Source organism: Streptomyces sp. NPDC014623, from assembly GCF_043088245.1.
Lineage (GTDB): Bacteria > Actinomycetota > Actinomycetes > Streptomycetales > Streptomycetaceae > Streptomyces.
Map to the genome: position 1 here is coordinate 94,532 of NZ_JBIBZU010000011.1, position 19,604 is coordinate 114,135.

16 protein-coding genes and 2 pseudogenes are annotated in these 19,604 nt (G+C 70.0%); 7 read left to right on the top strand and 11 right to left on the bottom strand.

Annotation, left to right across the window (positions count from 1 at the left end):
• Window position 1: 1 nt before the first annotated feature.
• Window positions 2-904, bottom strand: a complete 903-nt coding sequence (locus ACF1FZ_RS19170; protein WP_391774572.1) for a carbohydrate ABC transporter permease — start codon at window positions 902-904, stop codon at window positions 2-4.
• Window positions 901-2,214 carry an extracellular solute-binding protein gene (locus ACF1FZ_RS19175; RefSeq protein WP_391774695.1) on the bottom strand — a complete coding sequence of 438 codons (1,314 nt, stop codon included), beginning with the start codon at window positions 2,212-2,214 and terminating at the stop codon, window positions 901-903. Before ACF1FZ_RS19175 ends, ACF1FZ_RS19170 begins: the two co-directional genes overlap by 4 nt.
• A gap of 993 nt (window positions 2,215-3,207) precedes the next feature.
• Between ACF1FZ_RS19175 and ACF1FZ_RS19180 the strand changes: the two genes are divergently transcribed.
• Window positions 3,208-4,236 (top strand): LacI family DNA-binding transcriptional regulator, encoded by a 1,029-nt coding sequence (locus tag ACF1FZ_RS19180; RefSeq protein ID WP_391774573.1) that lies wholly within the window; start codon window positions 3,208-3,210, stop codon window positions 4,234-4,236.
• A gap of 272 nt (window positions 4,237-4,508) precedes the next feature.
• On the opposite strand, the gene ACF1FZ_RS19185 is transcribed toward ACF1FZ_RS19180, so the two are convergent.
• From ACF1FZ_RS19185 to ACF1FZ_RS19210, 6 genes are all read right to left on the bottom strand, one after another.
• A complete protein-coding gene (locus ACF1FZ_RS19185) occupies window positions 4,509-4,661 on the bottom strand; it encodes a hypothetical protein (protein ID WP_391774574.1) in 153 nt (50 codons plus the stop codon).
• Window positions 4,662-4,788: 127 nt separating this feature from the next.
• On the bottom strand, window positions 4,789-6,030 hold the full coding sequence (locus tag ACF1FZ_RS19190) for an amidohydrolase (protein WP_391774575.1): 1,242 nt from the start codon (window positions 6,028-6,030) through the stop codon (window positions 4,789-4,791).
• Window positions 6,027-6,818 carry an ATP-binding cassette domain-containing protein gene (locus ACF1FZ_RS19195; protein ID WP_391774576.1) on the bottom strand — a complete coding sequence of 264 codons (792 nt, stop codon included), beginning with the start codon at window positions 6,816-6,818 and terminating at the stop codon, window positions 6,027-6,029. Before ACF1FZ_RS19195 ends, ACF1FZ_RS19190 begins: the two co-directional genes overlap by 4 nt.
• Window positions 6,815-8,653, bottom strand: a complete 1,839-nt coding sequence (locus ACF1FZ_RS19200) for a dipeptide/oligopeptide/nickel ABC transporter permease/ATP-binding protein (protein WP_391774577.1) — start codon at window positions 8,651-8,653, stop codon at window positions 6,815-6,817. The genes ACF1FZ_RS19195 and ACF1FZ_RS19200 overlap by 4 nt, the downstream gene beginning before the upstream one ends.
• Window positions 8,653-9,648 (bottom strand): ABC transporter permease, encoded by a 996-nt coding sequence (locus ACF1FZ_RS19205; protein ID WP_391774578.1) that lies wholly within the window; start codon window positions 9,646-9,648, stop codon window positions 8,653-8,655. Before ACF1FZ_RS19205 ends, ACF1FZ_RS19200 begins: the two co-directional genes overlap by 1 nt.
• The gene (locus tag ACF1FZ_RS19210; RefSeq protein WP_391774579.1) at window positions 9,648-11,216 is read right to left on the bottom strand and encodes an ABC transporter substrate-binding protein; all 1,569 of its coding nucleotides are present in this window, start codon (window positions 11,214-11,216) and stop codon (window positions 9,648-9,650) included. Before ACF1FZ_RS19210 ends, ACF1FZ_RS19205 begins: the two co-directional genes overlap by 1 nt.
• 124 nt (window positions 11,217-11,340) lie before the next feature.
• Here ACF1FZ_RS19210 and ACF1FZ_RS19215 point away from each other — a divergent pair, with 124 nt between their 5' ends.
• The 3 genes and pseudogenes from ACF1FZ_RS19215 to ACF1FZ_RS19225 all read left to right on the top strand — a co-directional run.
• Window positions 11,341-12,405, top strand: a complete 1,065-nt coding sequence (locus tag ACF1FZ_RS19215; RefSeq protein ID WP_391774580.1) for an Lrp/AsnC family transcriptional regulator — start codon at window positions 11,341-11,343, stop codon at window positions 12,403-12,405.
• A 712-nt stretch (window positions 12,406-13,117) separates the two neighbouring features.
• A complete protein-coding gene (locus ACF1FZ_RS19220; protein ID WP_391774581.1) occupies window positions 13,118-15,043 on the top strand; it encodes an acyl-CoA synthetase in 1,926 nt (641 codons plus the stop codon).
• Between the two features lie 202 nt (window positions 15,044-15,245).
• Window positions 15,246-15,533 (top strand): annotated as a pseudogene (locus tag ACF1FZ_RS19225) (transposase); the annotation flags it as partial.
• Window positions 15,534-15,578: 45 nt separating this feature from the next.
• Here the strand turns inward: ACF1FZ_RS19225 and ACF1FZ_RS19230 are convergent.
• Window positions 15,579-15,896 carry a hypothetical protein gene (locus ACF1FZ_RS19230; RefSeq protein WP_391774582.1) on the bottom strand — a complete coding sequence of 106 codons (318 nt, stop codon included), beginning with the start codon at window positions 15,894-15,896 and terminating at the stop codon, window positions 15,579-15,581.
• A 30-nt stretch (window positions 15,897-15,926) separates the two neighbouring features.
• Here ACF1FZ_RS19230 and ACF1FZ_RS19235 point away from each other — a divergent pair, with 30 nt between their 5' ends.
• The gene (locus ACF1FZ_RS19235; protein ID WP_391774583.1) at window positions 15,927-16,082 is read left to right on the top strand and encodes a hypothetical protein; all 156 of its coding nucleotides are present in this window, start codon (window positions 15,927-15,929) and stop codon (window positions 16,080-16,082) included.
• A gap of 535 nt (window positions 16,083-16,617) precedes the next feature.
• Here the strand turns inward: ACF1FZ_RS19235 and ACF1FZ_RS19240 are convergent.
• Both ACF1FZ_RS19240 and ACF1FZ_RS19245 read right to left on the bottom strand, forming a co-directional pair.
• Window positions 16,618-17,247 carry a TetR/AcrR family transcriptional regulator gene (locus ACF1FZ_RS19240; RefSeq protein ID WP_391774584.1) on the bottom strand — a complete coding sequence of 210 codons (630 nt, stop codon included), beginning with the start codon at window positions 17,245-17,247 and terminating at the stop codon, window positions 16,618-16,620.
• Window positions 17,248-17,380: 133 nt separating this feature from the next.
• Window positions 17,381-18,232 (bottom strand): enoyl-CoA hydratase/isomerase family protein, encoded by an 852-nt coding sequence (locus ACF1FZ_RS19245; protein ID WP_391774585.1) that lies wholly within the window; start codon window positions 18,230-18,232, stop codon window positions 17,381-17,383.
• Between the two features lie 42 nt (window positions 18,233-18,274).
• On the opposite strand from ACF1FZ_RS19245, the gene ACF1FZ_RS19250 reads away from it, so the two are divergent.
• Together ACF1FZ_RS19250 and ACF1FZ_RS19255 are read left to right on the top strand one after the other, a co-directional pair.
• Window positions 18,275-18,679 (top strand): helix-turn-helix domain-containing protein, encoded by a 405-nt coding sequence (locus ACF1FZ_RS19250; protein WP_081014204.1) that lies wholly within the window; start codon window positions 18,275-18,277, stop codon window positions 18,677-18,679.
• 65 nt (window positions 18,680-18,744) lie between these two features.
• A pseudogene (locus ACF1FZ_RS19255) lies at window positions 18,745-19,553 on the top strand (IS5 family transposase).
• The last annotated feature ends 51 nt before the right edge of the window (window positions 19,554-19,604 follow it).

Below are 19,604 nucleotides of genomic sequence, written 5' to 3' on the forward strand. Positions count from 1 at the left end.
GTCAGGCCCCCTCGAGTTGGCTCGCGCCGGCGTCCCGGCCGCCGAGCCGGCGCAGCAGCAGGGCGAGGGCCAGACCCACCAGGACCAGGATGACCGCGATGGCGCTGGCCGGTCCCATCAGGCTGGCCTGGAACCCCCGCTTGTACATGTCCAGCGCCAGGACCCGGGTGGCGTCACCGGGGCCGCCCTCGGTCAGGACGTAGATGAGGTCGAAGAAGGTCAGCGATCCGACCACCATCAGCGTGGACGAGGTGATGATGGTGTATCTCAGCTGGGGCAGAGTGATGCTGAGGAACTGCCGGATCCGTCCGGCTCCGTCCAACTGTGCCGCTTCGTAAAGGGACTTCGGAATCTGCTGGACACCCCCCTGGTAGATCAGGGAGTGGAACGGGATGAACTGCCAGGAGACGACGAAGATGACGACCCCGAACGCGAGCCCGGGCCGCCCCAGCCAGTCCTGGCTGAGCACCGGAATCCTCAGCCCGGCACCGAGCCCGAAGTTGGGGTCCAGCAGGGCCTTGTACGCGATCGCGATCGCCGCCGAGCTGAGCATCAGCGGGACGAAGTACACCACGCCCAGCACGGCACGGTAGCGCTGGCGGCCTGCCATGAACGTGCCGAGCAGAATGCTCAGCGGCGTCTGAACGGCCCAGGACACGGCCATCACCAGAAACGTCACCCGGAGGGCGTGCGGCAGCCCGGGGTCGGTGAGCACCGCACGCCAGCTGGTGAGCCCCGACGGGTGGATGGAGCCGATCCCGTCCCACGTGGTGAAGCTCAGCGCGAAGACGCCGAGGAGCGGAATCACGGCGAAGCCGACGAAGACCACCAGCGCCGGCGTCGCCAGCCACGGCAGGATGCTGCGCGGTTCGCGGCGCCGCGGATGGCCGGTGAGGGAGGTCATCTGGCGGTGGCCGCGTTGAGGGCGTTGGCGAACTGCTTCGGTGAGACGGCCAGTTGGAACAACTTGGCGATGTTGTCCAGCAGGGTCTCGGCGGCCGCCGGACTGAGCGCCTGATCCCAGGACTGGCCGAACACCTTGGCCTTGCTGGCGATGTCGTAGGTGAACTGCAGGAAATCGGCGTTCTTGGAGGCGGCCAGCAGTTTCTCCGTGCCGAGCCGGATCGGGACCGACCCGTTGTCGATCCACTTCTTCGCCTCCTCGTCCCGGAGGACGCCTGAGGCGAAGAATTCCTTGGCGGTCTTCTTCTCCTCGGCGCCGGCCTTCGAGGAGATGGACAGGTACTGGGCCGGGTTGCCGACGGTGTTGCCCGGATCGCCCTTGCCGCCTTCCACGGGCGGGAAGTTCATGTAGTCCAGCGCGCCACTGGAGACGAAGTCCCCGCCGTCGGCCTGCTGGATGCCGTACGACCAGGCGCCGTGCAGCATCATCGCGGCCTTGCCGCGGTACAGCAGTGCCTGGTCGGCGTTGGAGTCCGCGGTGATCGAGGAGAAGCCCTTGACGAACCCGCCGGCTTCTACCAGCTCCTGTATTTTTGTCAGCGCGGTGATGGCGTCCGGGTGGGACCAGGCGTTCTTCTCGCCTTCCATGATGGCCTGGAACACCTCGGGGCCGCCGATGCGGTCGAACAGGAACTCCAACCACATCATGTTCGTCCACCGGGACTGGCCGCCGAGTGAGAACGGCGCTATGCCCTTCGCGTTGAACCTGGGTACCAGCGCCATGACATCGTCCCAGGACTGCGGTGGTTTCACGCCGACCTGGTCGAAGACCCTCTTGTTGCAGTACAGGACGATCGGCTGCACCACCTCGCACGGCATCGCGTAGATCCTGCCGTCGACGGTCGCCGCGCCGAACGAGGACGGGAACAGCCCCTTCTTGATCTCGGCGTGCTCGCCGAACCACGAGGTGAGGTCCTCCACCTGGCCCGCTTCCGCGTAGGTGCGCAGCGTCCCGCCGCCCCAGCCCCAGATGATGGTGGGCGCCTGCCCCGCGCCGATGGCGGTCTTGATCTTCGTCTTGTACGCGTCGTTCTGGAAGGTGGTGTCCTTGATCTGCCCCGTGGGGTGGGCCTTGTTGAACGCGTCCACAGCGCCGGATCTGACGCCTTCCTGTGGCTGGCCGTTCAGGTACCAGTACGTGGCCCCACCACCGCTCCCGCCGGGACCGGATGAGCCACCGCAGCCCGCCAGCGCCGCGGAGACCGGTACGCCGGCGGCCAGGCCGAGGAGGGTACGTCGAGAGAGCGCCATGTTTTTTTCTCCGCACTCGAGAGCCACCGGCTTCTCGTGAGTCATGGTGAAAAGTTTTCGAAAACAGCCTTCTCCTAGCTCTGTTCATGCAAATTAGGTTTCGTCCTGACGCCCTGTCAAGACAGGTGCGGGCGCGTTGTCAGGCCGCATCCAGCTGCGTAGCATCGGGCGAGAACGACCCTCGGAAGACCTTGGCAGGGACCGAAACTGTTTCGAAACGAGCTGGTTGAGAACGAGGGGTGACGCGGTGACCACGGCTGCCCACACTGCCGGTGCAGGTCATCCCGTGCCGGCAGCGCCCGGCGCCGCCCGTGCTGGACCGGTTCGGTGCCCTCCTGGCTGGGACGACAGGGGCGGGCAAGGTCGCGCGGCTCGGCAGCCGCCGGACCGGCGACTGTCCGGGGCGTGGGGCCGAAGGCGGCGGCGGAAAGACCGAGAGGCGGCAAGGGGCGTCTCCGGACGCCGCGTTCGCGGGACTCCGGGAGCGTTCCGCCGACAGAGGCCGCCCCGCACGGTCTCGGTCACCTCACCCGGGTGTACGGCAGCCCCCGGTGCCCGGAGTGGAGAGCACCGCAGTACTTCCCGGGTCCCGGCCCGGCGCCCCCGTGCTGCCTGCCGGCCCGGTGCGGGCGTTCACGCGCGGCCGGGGGCACGACGGCGATCGCCCCGACCCGGCCCTGCCCAACAAGCTGCGGGGGCAGATCCCCCGCCGCCCCGGCCGGGCCGGACAGTCCGGCAGCCGGCCCGCTGCGCCCGGGCACGGCTGGAGCCGGTCACAAGCGCACGCGTACGGGTCGGCGTGCGTGCCGACCCGTACGCGTTCACCGAACGCGATCTCACACACCTCGTCGGACGTGCCGAGGCCGAGGGGCACGTCGGCACCTCCCCGGACGAGCCCGGTGCCGGGTTGCCGTACGGTTGACCGGTTCCAGACGTGTTGCCGGCCCGGCCGGCGGCTCACCGCACTGGTGGACGTACAACCGAGAGGAACCGATGCGACCGAACACCAGGCGCACCACTTTGGCGGACATCGCCCGAGCGGCTGGAGTCTCCGTCGCGACCGTGTCCAAAGTGGTCAACGGTCGCGGTGACGTGGCACCGCATACCCGTACCCGGGTGCAGGAACTACTGCATCAGCACCACTACCTCGCGCCCGTGTTCCGCCACACCGAGGCCGTCGAAAGCCCGACCATAGAGGTGCAGTTCAAGGGCGACCTCAAGTCGTACGTGGCCGAGACCCTGGAAGGCATCATCGACTCCGCAGCCGAATCGGGGGCCTCGGTGGTGATCAGCAAGGCGTCCCGGGCCCCGCACTGGGCCCGGGACCTGGTCTCGGCCGGGCGCCGCGCCGTCATCGCGGTCACCAGCGTGTACACCACAGCACACCTGAACGAACTGGCCCGGTCCGGGCTTCCTCTGGTCGTGCTGGACCCCCTGCACCTGCCCGACAGCCGGGTCAACAGCATCGGGGCGACCAACTTCGCCGGCGGCCTGGCAGCGACCCGGCATCTGCTCTCCCTGGGCCACCGCCGCGTCGCCTATCTCGGCGGGCCGGCCATGGCCGTATGCAACCAGGCGCGCACACACGGCTACCGAGCCGCCATGGAGGCGGAAGGAGTGCAGGTGCCCGACGCCTACGTCCGGTCCGGAGAATTCACGTACGAGACCGGGTTGCTCGGCGCCACAGCACTGCTGGGCCTGCACGAACCACCGACGGCGATCTTCGCAGGCAACGACGAGATCGCCGTCGGTGCCATCGAGACCGCCCGTGCCCGCGGTCTGCGCATCCCTGAGGATCTGAGCGTGGTCGGCTTCGACGACACAAGCCTCGCCCGGATGGCCTCACCGCCACTGACCACCGTGCGCCAGCCACTACGGGAGATGGGCGGGGCTGCCCTGCGCACCGCCCTGCGGCTGGCCAACGGCGAAAAGGTCGGGTCCCACCACATCGAGCTCGCCACCGAACTCGTGGTACGCGCCTCGACGGCGCCACCCGGCGAAGAGACGTCGGCGCGTAGGTGATCGCAGGCGAGGGGGAATCGGACAGCGTGGGCGAATCGGTCGGGCTGGTGAGCTCTGACTGCCCCCGCGCTCTGTCGCCGTATGAGTGCTGACGTGATTGCGTGACCCGGGCCGGGCCCGGCCTTCCGCCGGGCCCGCCACGTCGGCTCCATACCGGAGCAGGACTCGTGTCACGTCGCCGGCGTTGCGGTGTCAGCAGACCCGGACGGCAGGGCAGGAGACCGTAGTCGCCGCCGGAACGGGTTTCCGAGAACCTCGCCGAGATCCAGTCCTCACCCCGGCCGCCCCGGAACGCCGGTGCCGGCGTCGGTACCGATCGCCACCGGCACCGGGACCTGGATCCAGGAGGGATCGGGTACCCAGGAGGGATGGAGCACGGTGAAAGCCGCGTCCGGCGTGTCGCGCCGCATCGCCTCAGGGGTCATGTGGGTCCGCTCCAGCCGTACCGTGCCTCGAACACCCCGGGGCCCTCAGCGGCCACGCCGGCGTCCAGGCACCCGCGTCAGTACGCCCGCCACCTGGACACCAGGACGCCCGCGTGAGCAGGGCAGTTCACGCCAGCCGGCTCAGCGCCGCCGACACCAGTGTCTGGACACCGGGGACGAGCACCGACGGGTCGGGGGCGAACAAAGGACTGTGGTTTCCCGGTACTCTGCCGAACTTCTCGGCCAGGTCCGCTCCGGGGGCCGCCTCCCACACCGCGGGTGGGGTCGACGTCACATACCAGAAGTCGTAGGGCACACCCTCGGGCGCGAGAAGGGAGAAGTCCTCGCTGCCCATTGCCGGGCCGATGTCGAACACCGTGAGCGATCCGAACAGTTCACGGTGCACGGCAGCGATCTCGTTGTCGAGAGAGGCGTCGTTGACGGTGTTCGGGTACCCGGGCCGGACCGTGACCTCGGGCGGGGCCGGGCAGCCGGCGGTCCGGCACTCGCCCGTGACGATGCGACGGACGGCTCCGAGGACGCGGTCCCGCACGTTCGCGTTCTGAGTGCGCAGGTTCAGGGAGAGCCGGGCCTCGGCAGGGATGATGTTGTGCTTCGTCCCGGCATGGAACTGCCCCACCGTCAGGACCACCGAGTGTGCCGCCGCGACCTCGCGGGACACCACGGTCTGCAGGCGCGTGACGATGTAGGCGGCCGTCACCACCGGGTCGGTCGTCGACTCGGGGCGCGAGCCGTGTCCGCCGACTCCGTGCACGACGACGTCGATGTCGTCGGAGGCCGACATGGTGAGACCTGGCGTGTGCGGGTAGAGACCGGCGAGGCCGGGCGCGGCGTGCTGGCCGAGCACCACGTCGGGGCGGGGAAAGCGGGCGTGCAGCCCGTCGGCGACCATGGCCGCCGCCCCGCCGCCGGACTCCTCGGCGGGCTGCCCGACGACAACGAGCGTGCCCGACCACGTGCTGCGGGCCGCGGCCAGCGTGTCGGCGGCTCCCGCGAGCCACGTGACGTGCAGATCGTGGCCGCAGGCATGCATCACGCCGTCGACGGTGGAGGCGTACTCCAGGCCGGTGGCCTCCTGGACCGGCAGTGCGTCCATGTCGCCGCGCAGCCACACGGTCGGACCGTCACCGTTGGCGAGAACACCGACCACCCCGGTACGGCCGACGCCCTCCGTCACGTCGTAGCCGGCCGCCCGCAGCCGCGAGGCGAGCTTCGCGGCGGTGCGGTGCTCCTGGAAGGCGAGTTCCGGGTGGCGGTGGAGGTCCTGATAGAAGTCTTTCAGGGTGGCGGGCTTCAAGCCGGCGGTGATCTCCTGCGTGAGGCGGGCAACGGCGGTCGGTTCGTTCATGCCGCTTCCTTCTTCTGTTCGAATGTCGGCACGCTCGCCAGGAGACGGCGCGTATAGGGGTGCTGCGGAGCTCGGTAGAGGTCCCGCACCGGACTCTGCTCCACCAGTTCGCCCTGACGCAGGACAGCGACCTCGTCGCTGACGTGGCGGACGACGGCCAGATCATGGGAGATGAAGATCATCGTCAGGGACAGGGACCGCCGTAGTTCCTCGAGGAGGTTGAGCACCTCGGCCTGTACGGATGCGTCCAGCGCCGAAGTGATCTCGTCGGCGATCAGCACTTCGGGTTCCACGGCGAGAGCTCGGGCCACCGCGATGCGCTGGCGCTGGCCGCCGGAGAACTCGTGTGGGTACCTTTCGGCCGCGGAGCCGTCCAGCGCGACGGTCTCCAGCCACCGTTCGACCGTCGCCGCGTGTTTCCCGGCGTCGGCCCGCACGGGGTCGACGGCCTCGGCGATGGCCTCACCGATCGTCATGCGCGGGTTGAGCGAGGCATACGGGTCCTGGGAGACGAGCTGCACCCGACGGCGCACCGCAGTGAGCTCCCTCCGCCCGAGACGGGTGAGGTCCTCGCCGTCGAGGAGGATCCGGCCCGCCCGGGCCGGGTGGACGCCGACGATCGCCTTGGCGATCGTCGACTTCCCGGAGCCGGACTCGCCGACCAGGCCGAGGGTCTGCCCGGCCCGGACACCGGTGGACACGCCGTGCAGCACCGTTCTCGCGCGCCGGCCGTGACCGAAGACGACGGTCAGTGCCTCGACGGCCAGCTTGTGAGGGGACGCGGTCATTCGGCCTGTGCCTCCTGGAGTGCGGCATGGCAGGCCACGCCGTCGGTCGGACGAGGTCGTTCGGTCGCGCAGACCGTGTCGAGCACCACGGGGCACCGGTCGGCGAAGGCGCAGCCGGCCGGCCGGCCGGCCGGCGCCGGCGGGCGGCCCGGGATCGTGGCGAGCGGTGCGCGTTCTCCGGTGCCGGTGTCCCGCAGCCGCGGGCTCGCGGCCAGCAGGGCCCGCGTGTACGGATGCCGGACGCGGCCCGCCCGCAGGTCGGCCGCGGACAGTTCCTCGACGACCCGTCCCGCGTACATCACCACGACCCGGTGGCACACCGTGCCGACGACACCGATGTCGTGGGAGATGAGGAGCACGCTCGTACCACGCCGGCGGTTGACGTCCTTCAGGACATCGAGGACCTCGGCCTGGACGGTCACGTCGAGGGCGGTGGTCGGTTCGTCGGCGACGATCAGCCGCGGCCCGGGCAGGAGGGCGGCGGCGATCATCGCACGCTGCCGCATGCCGCCGGACAGCTCGTGCGGATACTGCTTCATGACCCGGGCGGGTTCCTTGATCCGTACCTGCTCCAGGGCCTCGACGGCCCGCCGGTCCGCCTCCGCCCCGCGCACACTTCGGTGTACGCGGAGGGTTTCGGTGAGCTGACCTCTCATCCGCAGCGCGGGGTTGAAGGAGGACGCCGGGTCCTGGAAGACGATGCCGATCTCGGTCGCCAGACGCCTGGGGTCGGCTTCGGGGACGGTCAGGTCGAGGTCGTCCAGGGTCAGTTCCGCCGCGTGGGCGGACAGCCCCTCCGGCAGGAGCCGGGCCACGCTCATCGCCGTCAACGACTTGCCGGAGCCGGACTCCCCCACAAGGCCGACGATTTCGCCGGGCATCACGTGGAAGGAGACGTCGTCAACAAGACGGGTGCCGTCCGGCAGGACGACGGCCAGGCCGTCCACCGTCACCAGGGCCTCCACGGGGGCCTGGTGCGAGGGCGCGGACACGGCGGAAGGACGAGCCGCTGGGGCCTTCGCCCTTCCCGCGCGGGGATCGAACGCCGCGGCGAGACCGTCGCCGACGAAGCCCGCGAGGACTCCGGTGACGGTGATGGCCACAGCCGGGCCGATCGCCTCGGCGGGGTTGGTGTAGAGGGACGCCAGACCGGAGTTGAGCAGCGAGCCCCAGTCGTAGTCCGGTGCCTGCACGCCGACCCCCAGGAAGGAGAGGCCGGACAGTGCGACGAGCACGTTCGCGAAGGCCACCGACAGGAGCACCAGCAGCGGCCCGGCGATGTTCGGCAGGAGGTGCCGCACGAGCACGCGGTACGGCGGTACGCCCATCAGGCGTGCCTGCGTCACGAAGTCGCGCTGCGCCACGGAGGCCGCCATGTTCGCCGTGAGCCGGGCGAAGGCGGGGGCCCCGCCCAGGCCGATCGCGAGGACGGAGGCGGTGGGGCCGGTCCCGAGGACGGTGGCGATCACCAGCGCCAGGAGGAGCGCCGGGTAGGAGATCATCACGTCGATCAGGCGCAGGCCCAGCTCGCGGACGCGCCTGCCGGACACCCAGACGCCGGCGCCGAGCAGGATGCCGGTGACCGCGGCGATCGCGGTCGCGGCGAGGGTCATCTCCAAGGTGAGGCGGGTGGCGACCAGGGTCCGGGCCAGTACGTCGCGGCCGAGGGCGTCGGTGCCGAGCCAGTGTCCGGCGCTCACGTGCGCGCGGGCGGCACCGCTCAGCGCGGTCGCCTCCTCCTCCGCGAGAAGGGGCGCGGCGATGGCGAGGAGAATGATCAGTCCGAGGCCGGCGAGGGCTGTGACCAGGGGTGTGTTCCACCGTACGCGGCGCATCAGTGACCTCCCTTTCCGGCCAGGGTGCGTGGGTCGAGCAGCGCGAGAACGACATCGACGAGCAGGTTGAGCAGGGCGGCGAGCAGCCCCAGGACCAGGACGCAGCCCTGGATGACGGGGTAGTCGCGGACGAGGAGCGCCTCGACGACGCGTTGGCCGATTCCCGGCCAGGCGAAGACGGACTCGACGACGACCGTGCCGCCGAGCAACCCGGCGAGGATCAGCCCGCCGAGGGTGAGCGTGGCGGTCAGCAGATTGGGCAGAGCATGACGGGCGTACAGGCGCAGGGGGGGCAGGCGGCGGCCTCGCGCGGTGCGCATGTAGTCCTGGGCGAGGACGTGTGCGGCCTCCCTGCGCACGATGCGGGCCATGACGCAGGTGGCCGGCAGCACCAGGGCGGCGACCGGGAGCACCATCGACGAGACGGTCTCGGCGCCCGCCGCCGGGAGCCAGCCCAGTCTGATGGCGAAGCCGAGGACGAGGAGGGTGCCGATGATGTACTCGGGTGTGGCGCCGACCGTTCCGGTGACGAAGGTGAACGAACCGTCGGTGCGGCGGCTGCCGCGTGCCGCGACGGCGAGTCCGATCGGCACGGCGAGCACCAGTACCACCAGGACGGAGAGGAGCGCGATCTCGACGGTGAACGGCAGACGGCCGCCGATGATCTCGGCGACGGGCTCCTGCGTCTGGAAGGAGGTGCCCATCTCACCCCGGAGCAGACCACCCGTGTACGTGCCGAACCGTGTCAGCAGCGGCTGGTCCAGGCCCAGCTCGTGGCGGGCCCGCTCCACGTCGGCGGGCGTCGCTTCGGCGCCGGCGACCGCGCGCGCCGGGTCGCCGGGGATGAGCTGCACCATCAGGAACGTGCCGGCGACGAGCGTGACCGCGACGGCGGTGAGCCCGGCAAGTCGCCGGACGAGAAAGGTGCCCCAGGGGCCGAGCAGTGTCGGGCGCCGGGTCCCCGCGGTCGTCCGCCGGGCCGTTGTCGCCGCCATCAGCCGGTGATCCGGAGCGTGGAGAGGGTCAGGGATCCGCTCGGCGTCGCGAAGGAGACGGCCTTGCGGGCGACGTAGTGCACGTTGACCGTGGCCAGCGGGATCACGTCGTTGGCCTTGAGCAGCGCCTCCTGGGCCTTCTGCCAGGCGGCGCATTTGGTAGTGCGGTCCGTGGTGGAGGTGGCGGCGACGTAGTTCTGCGCGTACGCCGCGTTCTTCACCGCGCCGTAGTTGAGGCCGCCCTTCGCCGGTTCCGGACCCAGGAAGTAGGTGCCTCCGCGCGCGAGGGCACCGGTGACCAGCGGGAAGACGGTGACGTCCCAGTCGCCCTGGTTGGCGGTGACGTCGGTGGCCCAGGTGGCGTTGTCGGCGTTGGTCAGCTTCACCTCGGCGCCGGCGGCGCGCAGGGCCTCGGCGACGTAGGAGTTGCCGGCGCCACCGGCGACCGCGTTGGAGCCCTCCAGCTCGATCGGGACGCCCTCCAGGACCTGCTTCGCCGCAGCCGTGTCCGTCCTGGTCAGCAGGGAGCCGTCGGTGGAGACGCATGCTGCCTTGTCGTCCACGTACGAGGTCAGGGGCTGTCCGGTGCCGCCGAAGACATTGTTGTACGCGTCCGCGCTGACCGCCTGCGCGATCGCTTTGCGGACCTCCGGGTCGGCACCCGGACGCCCGGGGCGCTGGTTGAACCCGATGTAGTTGCGGATGAGCGGCGCGGACGTGACCGTGAACGTGTCGTCGCCCGTGAACCGCGTGGCGTCCGTGCCGGTGAGGGGGGCCAGGTCGAGGGCGCCGGTCTGCAGCTGGTTGGCGAGGGTCGACTCGTTCTTCGAGATCTGGATGCGCAGGCGGCCGGCCGGCTTCCCCGCGGGCATCGAGGCGAACCGCGGGTACGCCTCGAAGCCCTTGCGCAGCCGCAGCTCGTACGAGGCTCCGCGTCGCGCCGTCGCCATCTCGTAGGGTCCGGTGGCCGCGCCCTCGACGGCGCCCTGAGCGAGCGCGGCGGCACCCGCGTCGAGGCCGGCCCCGCAGACGATCCCGGCGCCGGCGCCGGACAGGCCGGCGAGGACCTCGCCCCACGGGGCAGCGGTGGTGATGGTGACGGTGCCGGCTTCCTCGTCGCCGGTGATCGTGGTCTTGTCTCCCACGTTCGCGGCGCCGAAGGTGAGCAGGGCGCCGGCCGAGGTCGCACGGTAGCGCTTCAGGGAGGCGACGACCTGCGAGGCGGTGAGCGCCGATCCGTCGGAGCAGGTCAGCCCCTTCTTCAGGGTCAGTGATGTCTTCGTCGGCGTGGACGTCCAGGTCTCGGCGAGACCGGGGACGAAGGTACCGCCGTCGTCCTGGCCGATCAGTGGCTGGTACAGCAGCGCCGTGATGAGGTAATCGGTCGCACCCGCGCCCTTCGCCGGGTCGAACGAGGTGACGTCGGAGGTGACACCGATCTTGACGGTGCCCCCGCTCCTGTCGCCGTCCGAGGAAGGGCCGCCGGGCGGGCCGGTGGTGCAGGCGGAGGCCAGGAGGGACGTGGCGGCGGCCATGACGGCGCCGGAGAGGAACCGCGAACGGGGCATGGAGGACTCTCCAGGGCTGAGGGCTGAGAGCGGGGGCGGTGCTGCAGTGTGTTGCGGCATACAGAACAGGCCACTTCCCGACCGGCCCCGCAATTGCAAGAATCCGCACCAGGAAGGTGACCGCATGCATGGATCCGCAGGGCCCGTCGGCCTGAAGGCGACAGCCACCCCTCCCCGGGGAACACTCGATGAACTCGATCTCGCACTCGTCAACGCCCTGCAGATGGCGCCCCGCGCCCCCTGGGCGCAGCTGGCCCGTCCGCTCGGCGTGGACGCGGCGACGCTCTCCCGGCGCTGGGCCCGGCTGCGTGATTCGGGTGAGGCGTGGGTCACCTGCTACGCCGCTCCCTCCCAGGTCACCTACGGCGCCCTCGCCCTGATCGAGGTGTCGTGCCTGCCGCAGGCTCGGGAGGCTCTGGCCGAGCGGCTCGCCCGGCACCCGCAGGCGATGAGCGTGGAACTGGTGGCGGGATCGTGCGACCTGCTCCTGACTGTGGCCACGGCGACCATGTCGTTGATGAGCGGGTACGTTCTCGCACTCGGCCGTCTCGAAGCGGTGACCGCCACGCGCACCCACCTGGTGCAGCACGTGCACCGGGACGCGAGCGAGTGGCGCATGGACTCCCTCTCACGTGACCAGCGGCGCGACCTGACGGAGACCGAGGAGGGCGGCGCCCGTACCGCTGCGGCCACCCTCACGCCCGAGGACCGCGTGCTGCTGCTCGCCCTCGCCGGGGACGGCCGCCGCTCCGTCACCTCGATCGCCGCCGAACTGGGCCGTCCGGAGTCGACGGTGCGACGGATGCTGCACTCGCTGCTCCATGGCGGCAGAGCGGTGCTGCGCTGCGACGCCGCGCACCTGTATGCGGGCTGGCGCAGCTCGGCGACGCTCTGGATGTCCGTGCCGCCCGCTCAGCTCAAGTCCGCGGGCGACGAGTTGAGCCGGCTGCGGAACACGCGTATGGCTGCGTCGGTGTCCGCCGAGGCGAACCTGCTGAGCGTCGTGTGGCTGCACGCCCTGGACGACCTCGCTCGCTACGAGGTCCGGGCCGCCGCCAGGCTCACCTCCGTGCGCGTGCTCAACCGGGCCGTGAACCTGCGCTGGATCAAGCGTATGGGCCGCCTGCTCGGTGAGGACGGCCGCAGCACCGGCTGCGTCCCGGTCGACCCGTGGCACCCGGCCGCCTGAAACGCTCCCCGCCCGCATCGCTCCGTCCGGCCGGATCCCCTTCCCGAACACGCTGCGTTTTCCGGCACGCCACCCCCGGTCCTGGCGAATCCGTGCAATCCGCAGGCCGGACGGGGCCGGTCCCCGAAGCTGGCACCACCGTCGGCCGGCCGGCCGGCCCCAGCCTCCGAACGGGAAGGACGCTCATGTCCAGTCGCACGCCCGCAGGCGAAGACCTCGTCCGCCTCAGCGCCACTGAGGCTCTCCGTCTCTTCGCCCGCCGCGAGCTGTCACCCGTCGAGCTGATGCGGGCCGTCGTCGAGCGTGCGGAGAAGGTCGAACCGCGTATCAACGCCTTCACCGAGCGGATCTTCGACGAGGCACCCCTACGACGATCCCGCCGTCTTCCGCGTCGGCAGGGCTCTGGAGGCCCTCCGGCCCTGGTCGTACGCGCAGATCGAAGACGGCTTGTCGTGACCACGGCGGGGACGCAGGACCGACCGCACCGGCCGTTGTCGTTGCCAGGCAGCTCGCTCGACCGACGTCACAGCCGGCGCCCGACCGCCCCATTCCTACGGACCCCTGCCGCCCTCCCCGGCTGCCGGCGCCGCAGAACAGCCGATGACCGCTACCGAGCGGAGGGCCCGGACGCCCCCGCCGGCGCCGGAACGCCCGGTCCGTGACCGGTGCAACAGCCTCACACCCACCAGCCCGCCGTCGAAAGGCGACTCCTGTGAACACCCCTCGGCCCGATCTGCTCTGGCCGGCATACGACCAGCCGGGCGCCCTGGCGGCGATCGAGTCCGTCGCTCTCGAAGACCGCGGCCTGCCCGGTTCCACGTACGACGTACTGGCACGCGCCGCCGTGTCGTGGCCCGACCGTCCGGCTCTCACCGTGCTGCCCAGCGCGGAGCAGTGGACGCGCGGCGAGACCGTGTCCTTCGAGCAACTGCGCGATCAAGTACACCGCATCGCCAACCTCTTCCACCGGCACGGCGTCCGCCGTACCACCGCCGTGGGCCTGCTGACCCCCAACGCCGGCCTCCTGCCCGCCACCCTCCTGGCCGCCCAGCTCGCGGGCTGTGCGGCGCCGGTCAACCCGGCGCTCGCCGCCGAGCACGCCACACAGCTGCTGAGGCTGGGAGGGGCAGGGGTCCTGGTCGCGGCCGGACCTGAACTCGACGCCGACGCGTGGCGGACGGCCCGCGCCGCGGCGGCGTCGCTCCGCTGCTCAGCGCTGTTCGCCCTGCGTCCCGTCGGCGCACCCGAGCCCGCGCCCGAACTGGAAGGGGTCGAGGGGGTCCACGTCGCCTATCTGCACGTCGAGGCCGCCGCCCAGCCGGCAGAACTCCTTCCTGGCGTGGTACCCCCGAAGGCCGGCGACCTGGCCGCGTACTTCCACACCGGCGGCACCACCGGCGCCCCCAAACTGGCCGCGCACACCCACACCAACGAGGTGACCGACGCCTGGATGATCGCGGCCAACAGCGTGTTGGACTCCGACTCCGTGCTCTTCGCCGGACTGCCGCTGTTCCACGTCAACGCCTTGGTCGTCACTCTGCTGGCACCGCTGTTCCGCGGTCAGCACAGTGTGTGGACCGGTCCCCTCGGCTATCGTGAACCGGCGCTGTTCGCGGTCTTCTGGAAGATCGTCGAGCATTTCCGGATCGCCACCATGTCCGCGGTCCCGACCGTCTACGCGGGCCTCGCCCGGGTGCCGCTCGACGCGGACATCACCTCGCTGCGCTTCGCGATCGTCGGCGCGTCCCCCCTGCCGCCGGCGGTACGAGCGGCGTTCGAGCACCACACCGGCGTACCCCTGTGCCAGGGGTACGGACTCACCGAGGCCACCTGCGGCAGCGCCCGGAGCTTCCTGCACGAACACCGGCGCCCGGAGGCCGCGGGCCAGCGCATGCCCTACCAGCAGGTGAAGACGGTACGGATCGACAGCGACGGCACCTGGCACGACCTCCCGCAAGGGGAACCCGGCGTTCTCGCCATCAGCGGCCCCACCGTCTTCCCCGGCTACGTCGTCGGCCACGACGAAACCGGACCGCGCATGGACACCCTCGGCAGTGTGCGCGACGGCTGGCTCAACACCGGCGACCTCGCGCGTGTAGATGCCGACGGGTTCATCCACCTGCTCGGCCGCGCGAAGGACCTGATCATCCGCGGCGGCCACAACATAGACCCCGCCGTCATCGAGGACGTCCTCCTCGCCCACCCGGCCGTCACCGGCGCAAGCGCCGTCGGACGCCCCGACCCTCACTCCGGCGAGGTCCCCGTCGCCTACGTCACCCTCGGCCCCGGCACGACCGGCACCACACCCGCCGAACTGATCGCCTATGCCGCACAGCACGTACCCGAGCGAGCCGCCGCCCCCAAGGACGTCATCGTTCTGCCGGCCCTGCCTCTGACCGACATCGGCAAGCCTTCCAAGGTCCCTCTGCGCCTCGACTCCACGCGGCGCGCGATCTCCGCAGCCCTGGCCGACCTGGGCACCGCTGTCGCCGATGACCAGGTCCGATGCGAACTGGAGGACGGCCGCCCGAAAGTCTCCCTTCCTCCCGTCACCGACCCCGGCCAGCGTCGTCGGATCACCGCCCGGCTCGCCCCGTACGACGTGAACTGGGCGTTCACCGACCTCGGCAGTTCGTGAGGCCGCCCTGCCGTCACCACAGCATCCCGGCGGCCTGCCGCCGGCAAGGCGGGCCGCCGGGGCGAAACACCTGCCTCCTCCCCCTGGAGGCCACCCCGTCGCTGCGGCGATACGCTCGTCGGCCCTTGGCGACCTCGGCACCCGGACCCCCGAAGTCCCGCGCCGGCGCTTGGCCACGATCCGATCGCCAGGGATGGTGCCGGAACTCGCCCGACTCACCGGGGAGTTCGCTCAGCTACTGACCCCAGCCGAGGGCAACGACGCCGAACTCACCGACTGGATCACCATGGTTCGCGCCGTCGACCTACCCCACCTGCACTCCTTCGCGAACGGCCTCGAACTCGACCGCGCCGCCGTCGACGCCGGCCTCACCCGCCCCTACCACAACGGCCGCACCGAGGGCGTCAACACCCGCACCAAACGGATCATGAGACAGATGCACGGACGAGCCGGATTCCCCCTGCTCCGCCACCGCATCCTCCTCCAGTGATCACTACACGGCGCTACCACCGATTACGGGCCAGAGCCGAACGTTTTACAGTCCCGGGTCGGGATCCCCCGCTTCGACCACACCCCGTCCGAACGGCTCCGCTTCGTCCTCAGCGGCGGCCAGCCGCACCGGGCGAGCGAACGGGCCGACGCCCCCGGCCGCTCCCTCGGAGAGCAGCTCGCCGAGACCGCCCAAGAGGTCATTCTCCGCGGCGAGGCCGCTGAACGCAGACGCCAGGACGAGATCGAAGCGGCATGCCAGAAGCGCATCCGCTGGGAAGCCGCCATGGAAGAAGCCCGCATCCGGTACGCGGAGGCGTACCGCATCAGGCACTTCGAAGCGCAGGAAGCGGCTTGGCGCCACGCCACCCGATTGACCGAGTACGTAAGCACCGTGCGCGCGTCAGTCGAGGCCATGCCGCCGGGGCAGGCCAGAACCGACGCCGAAGCATGGATCAGCTGGGCAGCGACCACCGTCGAGCGTCTCGACCCGCTGAGCTCACCGCCCCGGTTGCCCGACGTCCCCAACCTCACAGGGCAATACACCTAGGGCCCTTCCGCGGGCACTGGAGCCCTTGCGGACCGGCCTATTGAGCGCCCGCTCCGCCAACGTCCGACCCGCCGAACTACGGCATGCAGGAAGCCGGCCTAGTTTCCTTCGAGTTCCTGCAAGGACAGCCCGCGGACACGCGCCCTCCACCTGGCACGACCTGCACAACCAGTCAGGTGACATCCCGTCAGAACGAGCGTCAAGGTATCGCCCGTAACGCCCACACCACACATAATGCGCACGCACAAAACCGCAGGTCAGGAGCTCTCTGCGACCGGTTCAAGGATCGCGACACACTCCACATGGTGCGTCATCGGAAAGGTGTCCCGGCAGGATGGATCTCGCGTAACACCAGGTCAGGGGACGTTTCCTGCTCCGCCGAAGGGCCCTTCGTGCGCACGGAGCGTCAAACGGGCGTCACGCCCAAGGGCCACGTCCTGGTCGGTCATTGCCGGGGAATTCATGACCCCTGCCAGCACAGCCAGCCGCTTGGCCTCCACGGCCCAGTGGCCAGACCGCCCGATGAGCGAAGTGGTCAGTTGCCGGGTTTCTTCTTCGAGCGCCGAGAGGCGGCGGCCTGGGTGGGGCGAGCGCCGGCCTCGATCTGCTGGGCGTACACGGCGTTCGTCACGAGCTCGCGCGCGTATGCGGCGTCCAGTCGGCCAGGGCGGAAGAGGATGCGGTACATGATCGGCGCCACGACACGGTCGATCAGCAGTTCCGTCTCGGGCACCGGCTCCCCCCGCTGCACCGCACGGGCCAACACGGCGTCGATCTGCTCTGCGGCATATGCCGAACACCGACTGGCATTGGTTCCGTCGGGGTCGCCGAGCAGGGCGTCCCGGATGTAGGCACGCCCGGGCGGCGAGGCCATCTCGTCGAGGAACTGTTCCGCCCACGCGTCGAGATCGGCCCGCAGGCTTCCGAGATCGGCCGGATCCGTTTCCGGGCGCAGGCGCTCGACGGCCACGTCGGACAGGAGTTCCTGCAGGTCGCCCCAACGACGGTAGATCGTGGAGGGGGTCACGCCCGCCCGAGTGGCCACCATCGGGACCGTGAGCGCGTCGCGGCCCACCTCCCCTACGAGTTCACGTACCGCCGCATGGACGGACTCCTGTACACGCGCGCTGCGCCCACCAGGGCGAGCCATGGGCTTGGGACTCATGCGGTCCACCTTAGAACTCATCCCGAGACAATCAGTTTCACAGAGCTGGAGGCGGCCCGTACGGTCGTTCGACCCGAATTATCAAACGGACCGTACGGACAACTTCTGCACTCCACCCGCGCAGGGCGATTCGTTACGAATGTCGGACGAGGTTCGCGCGCAGCACCTTTTCGAGGTTCAGCTCCACCTCGCGCGTGTGAACCCCGGCCGCGAGCGCTGCCCGGGCAAGCTCTCCAGATGCGGGAGTGAACGTTTCGCCGAGCAGGCGGTCTTCCGCGCGCAGTGCGTCCTCGAGCGTGCCGTCGGCCGCGTCGATTGCTTCGATAGCCGCGGCGCGGACACCGTCGGGCAGAGACGCGATGGCCAGTGCGACCCACTCAACATATTCATCCAGCTCTGCGGCGGGCAGAGCCCGGTTCACCCAACCCCACCGCTCGGCAGTCGCCGCGTCGACGAGCCCGCCTGTCAGCACGATCTCGAGAGCGCGAGCGCGGCCCACGAGGCGGGGCAGGTGGGCAGTTGCACCGGCTCCAGGGACGATGCCGATCAGTGCCTCGAACTGGCCGAACGCCGCAGTCTCGAGGGCCGCGAATCGCAGATCCAGGCTGGAGACCAGCTCGGCTCCACCGCCACGGGCGAGTCCCGCGACCTTGGCGATGGTGGTCTGAGGCAGACGCCGCCAGCGTTCATGAAGCCGCATCATCGGGCCCGTCCCGACAAGCGTCTCCTCCGCGACCGGGAGGGCGGCGTAGGTCGCGGGGTCCTCCACGAATGACAGGTCGCCGTGCGCCAGGAAGAACTCCGGATTAGCGCTCTGGACCACGATGACGTGCAGATCGGGATCATTCTCGGCCGATGCAGCGACGGCGTCCAGGTCGAGCATGAGCTGCGCCGTCATCAGGTTGACGGGCGGAACATCAATCGAGACCCATAGCACTCCGTCCTGGCGCTTGAGATTGAGGCTGGGCAGGGACTGTTCGGCCATGAGATTCCTTTGGGTTGCCGGTATCTCTGGTATACCTGGTACATGGCAGGTACTTCAAAGAAACCTGGTATCCGCGAAGATCGGGCCGGTCACGAGACCATCGTCGGCCCGCAGCGCGAGCTCCTGGATCAGCTGCTGGACAAGTGGGGTCATCTGCTGCTGGCCGCGTTGTGCCGGCAGCCGCGACGCTTCAACGAGCTCAAGAGAGAGCTCGATGGGGTCACTCAAAAATCGCTGACGCAGGCACTGCGACGGTTGGAACGCAACGGCCTCGTCGAGCGCCGGGTACTGATGCAACGCCCCGTTGCCGTGGAGTACCGGATCACACCGCTGGGCCGCACGCTTGAGGAGCCCTTCTCGATCCTGCGCTCCTGGACCGCCGACCACCTCCCCGAAGTCGAACGGCACAGGGAGGCATTTGACAAAGGCGCGGACACCCTTCACTGATTTTTTCGGGATGAGTTCGGTGTGAGGGCTTGGCGATCGGATCCGGTGGCGACAGAGTGGTCCAGGTGCCTGATGATCTTGTGCTTGATGATCTGTGGGAACGTGTCGCGCCGCTGCTCCTTCCTCGTCCGCCGCGGCGTCGGCGGTATCCGGGCAGCCTGCCGGTGGATGACCGTGCGGCTCTGCGCGGGATCGTCTACGTCTTGCGCACAGGTGTGACCTGGGCGGATGTGCCGACCGAGACGATCGGCCGCAGCGGGGTGACGTGCTGGCGGCGCCTGCGGGACTGGACCGAGGCCGACGTCTGGCCCCGCCTGCACGAAATCCTCCTCGCGGAACTCCGCAGAGCCGGCCTGCTGGACATGGCGGACGCCGCGGTCGACGCCTCGCACGTCCAGGCCCTCAAAGGGGGGCTCACACCGGACCTTCGCCGGTCGACCGCGGCCGCCCCGGCAGCAAGCACCACCTGATCACCGACCGGCACGGAACGCCGCTTGTGGTGTCGCTGACCAGCGGAAACCGTCACGACGTCACCCAGCTCATACCCCTGCTGGACGCAATCCCCCGCATCCGCGGCCTGGTGGGCCGGCCCCGTCACCGGCCGCGGCGGCTGTTCGCCGACCGCGGTTACGACTACGACAAGCACCGACGACTCCTCCGCGCTCGCGGCATCACGCCGAAGATCGCCCGCAAGGGCACCGCCCACGGAGCCGGCCTGGGCAAGACCAGGTGAGTCGTCGAGCGCGCCTTCGCCTGGCTCCACCAGTTCAAACGCCTGCGGACCCGCTACGAGATACGCGCCGACCTCCACCTCGGACTGCTCCAACTCGCTTGCAGCATCATCTGCTTGCGACGACTCCGACCCTCATTCTGAAATGATCAATTAATGCGATTTTGCTGCTTCTAGGCGGTGGCCGGCGTCGGC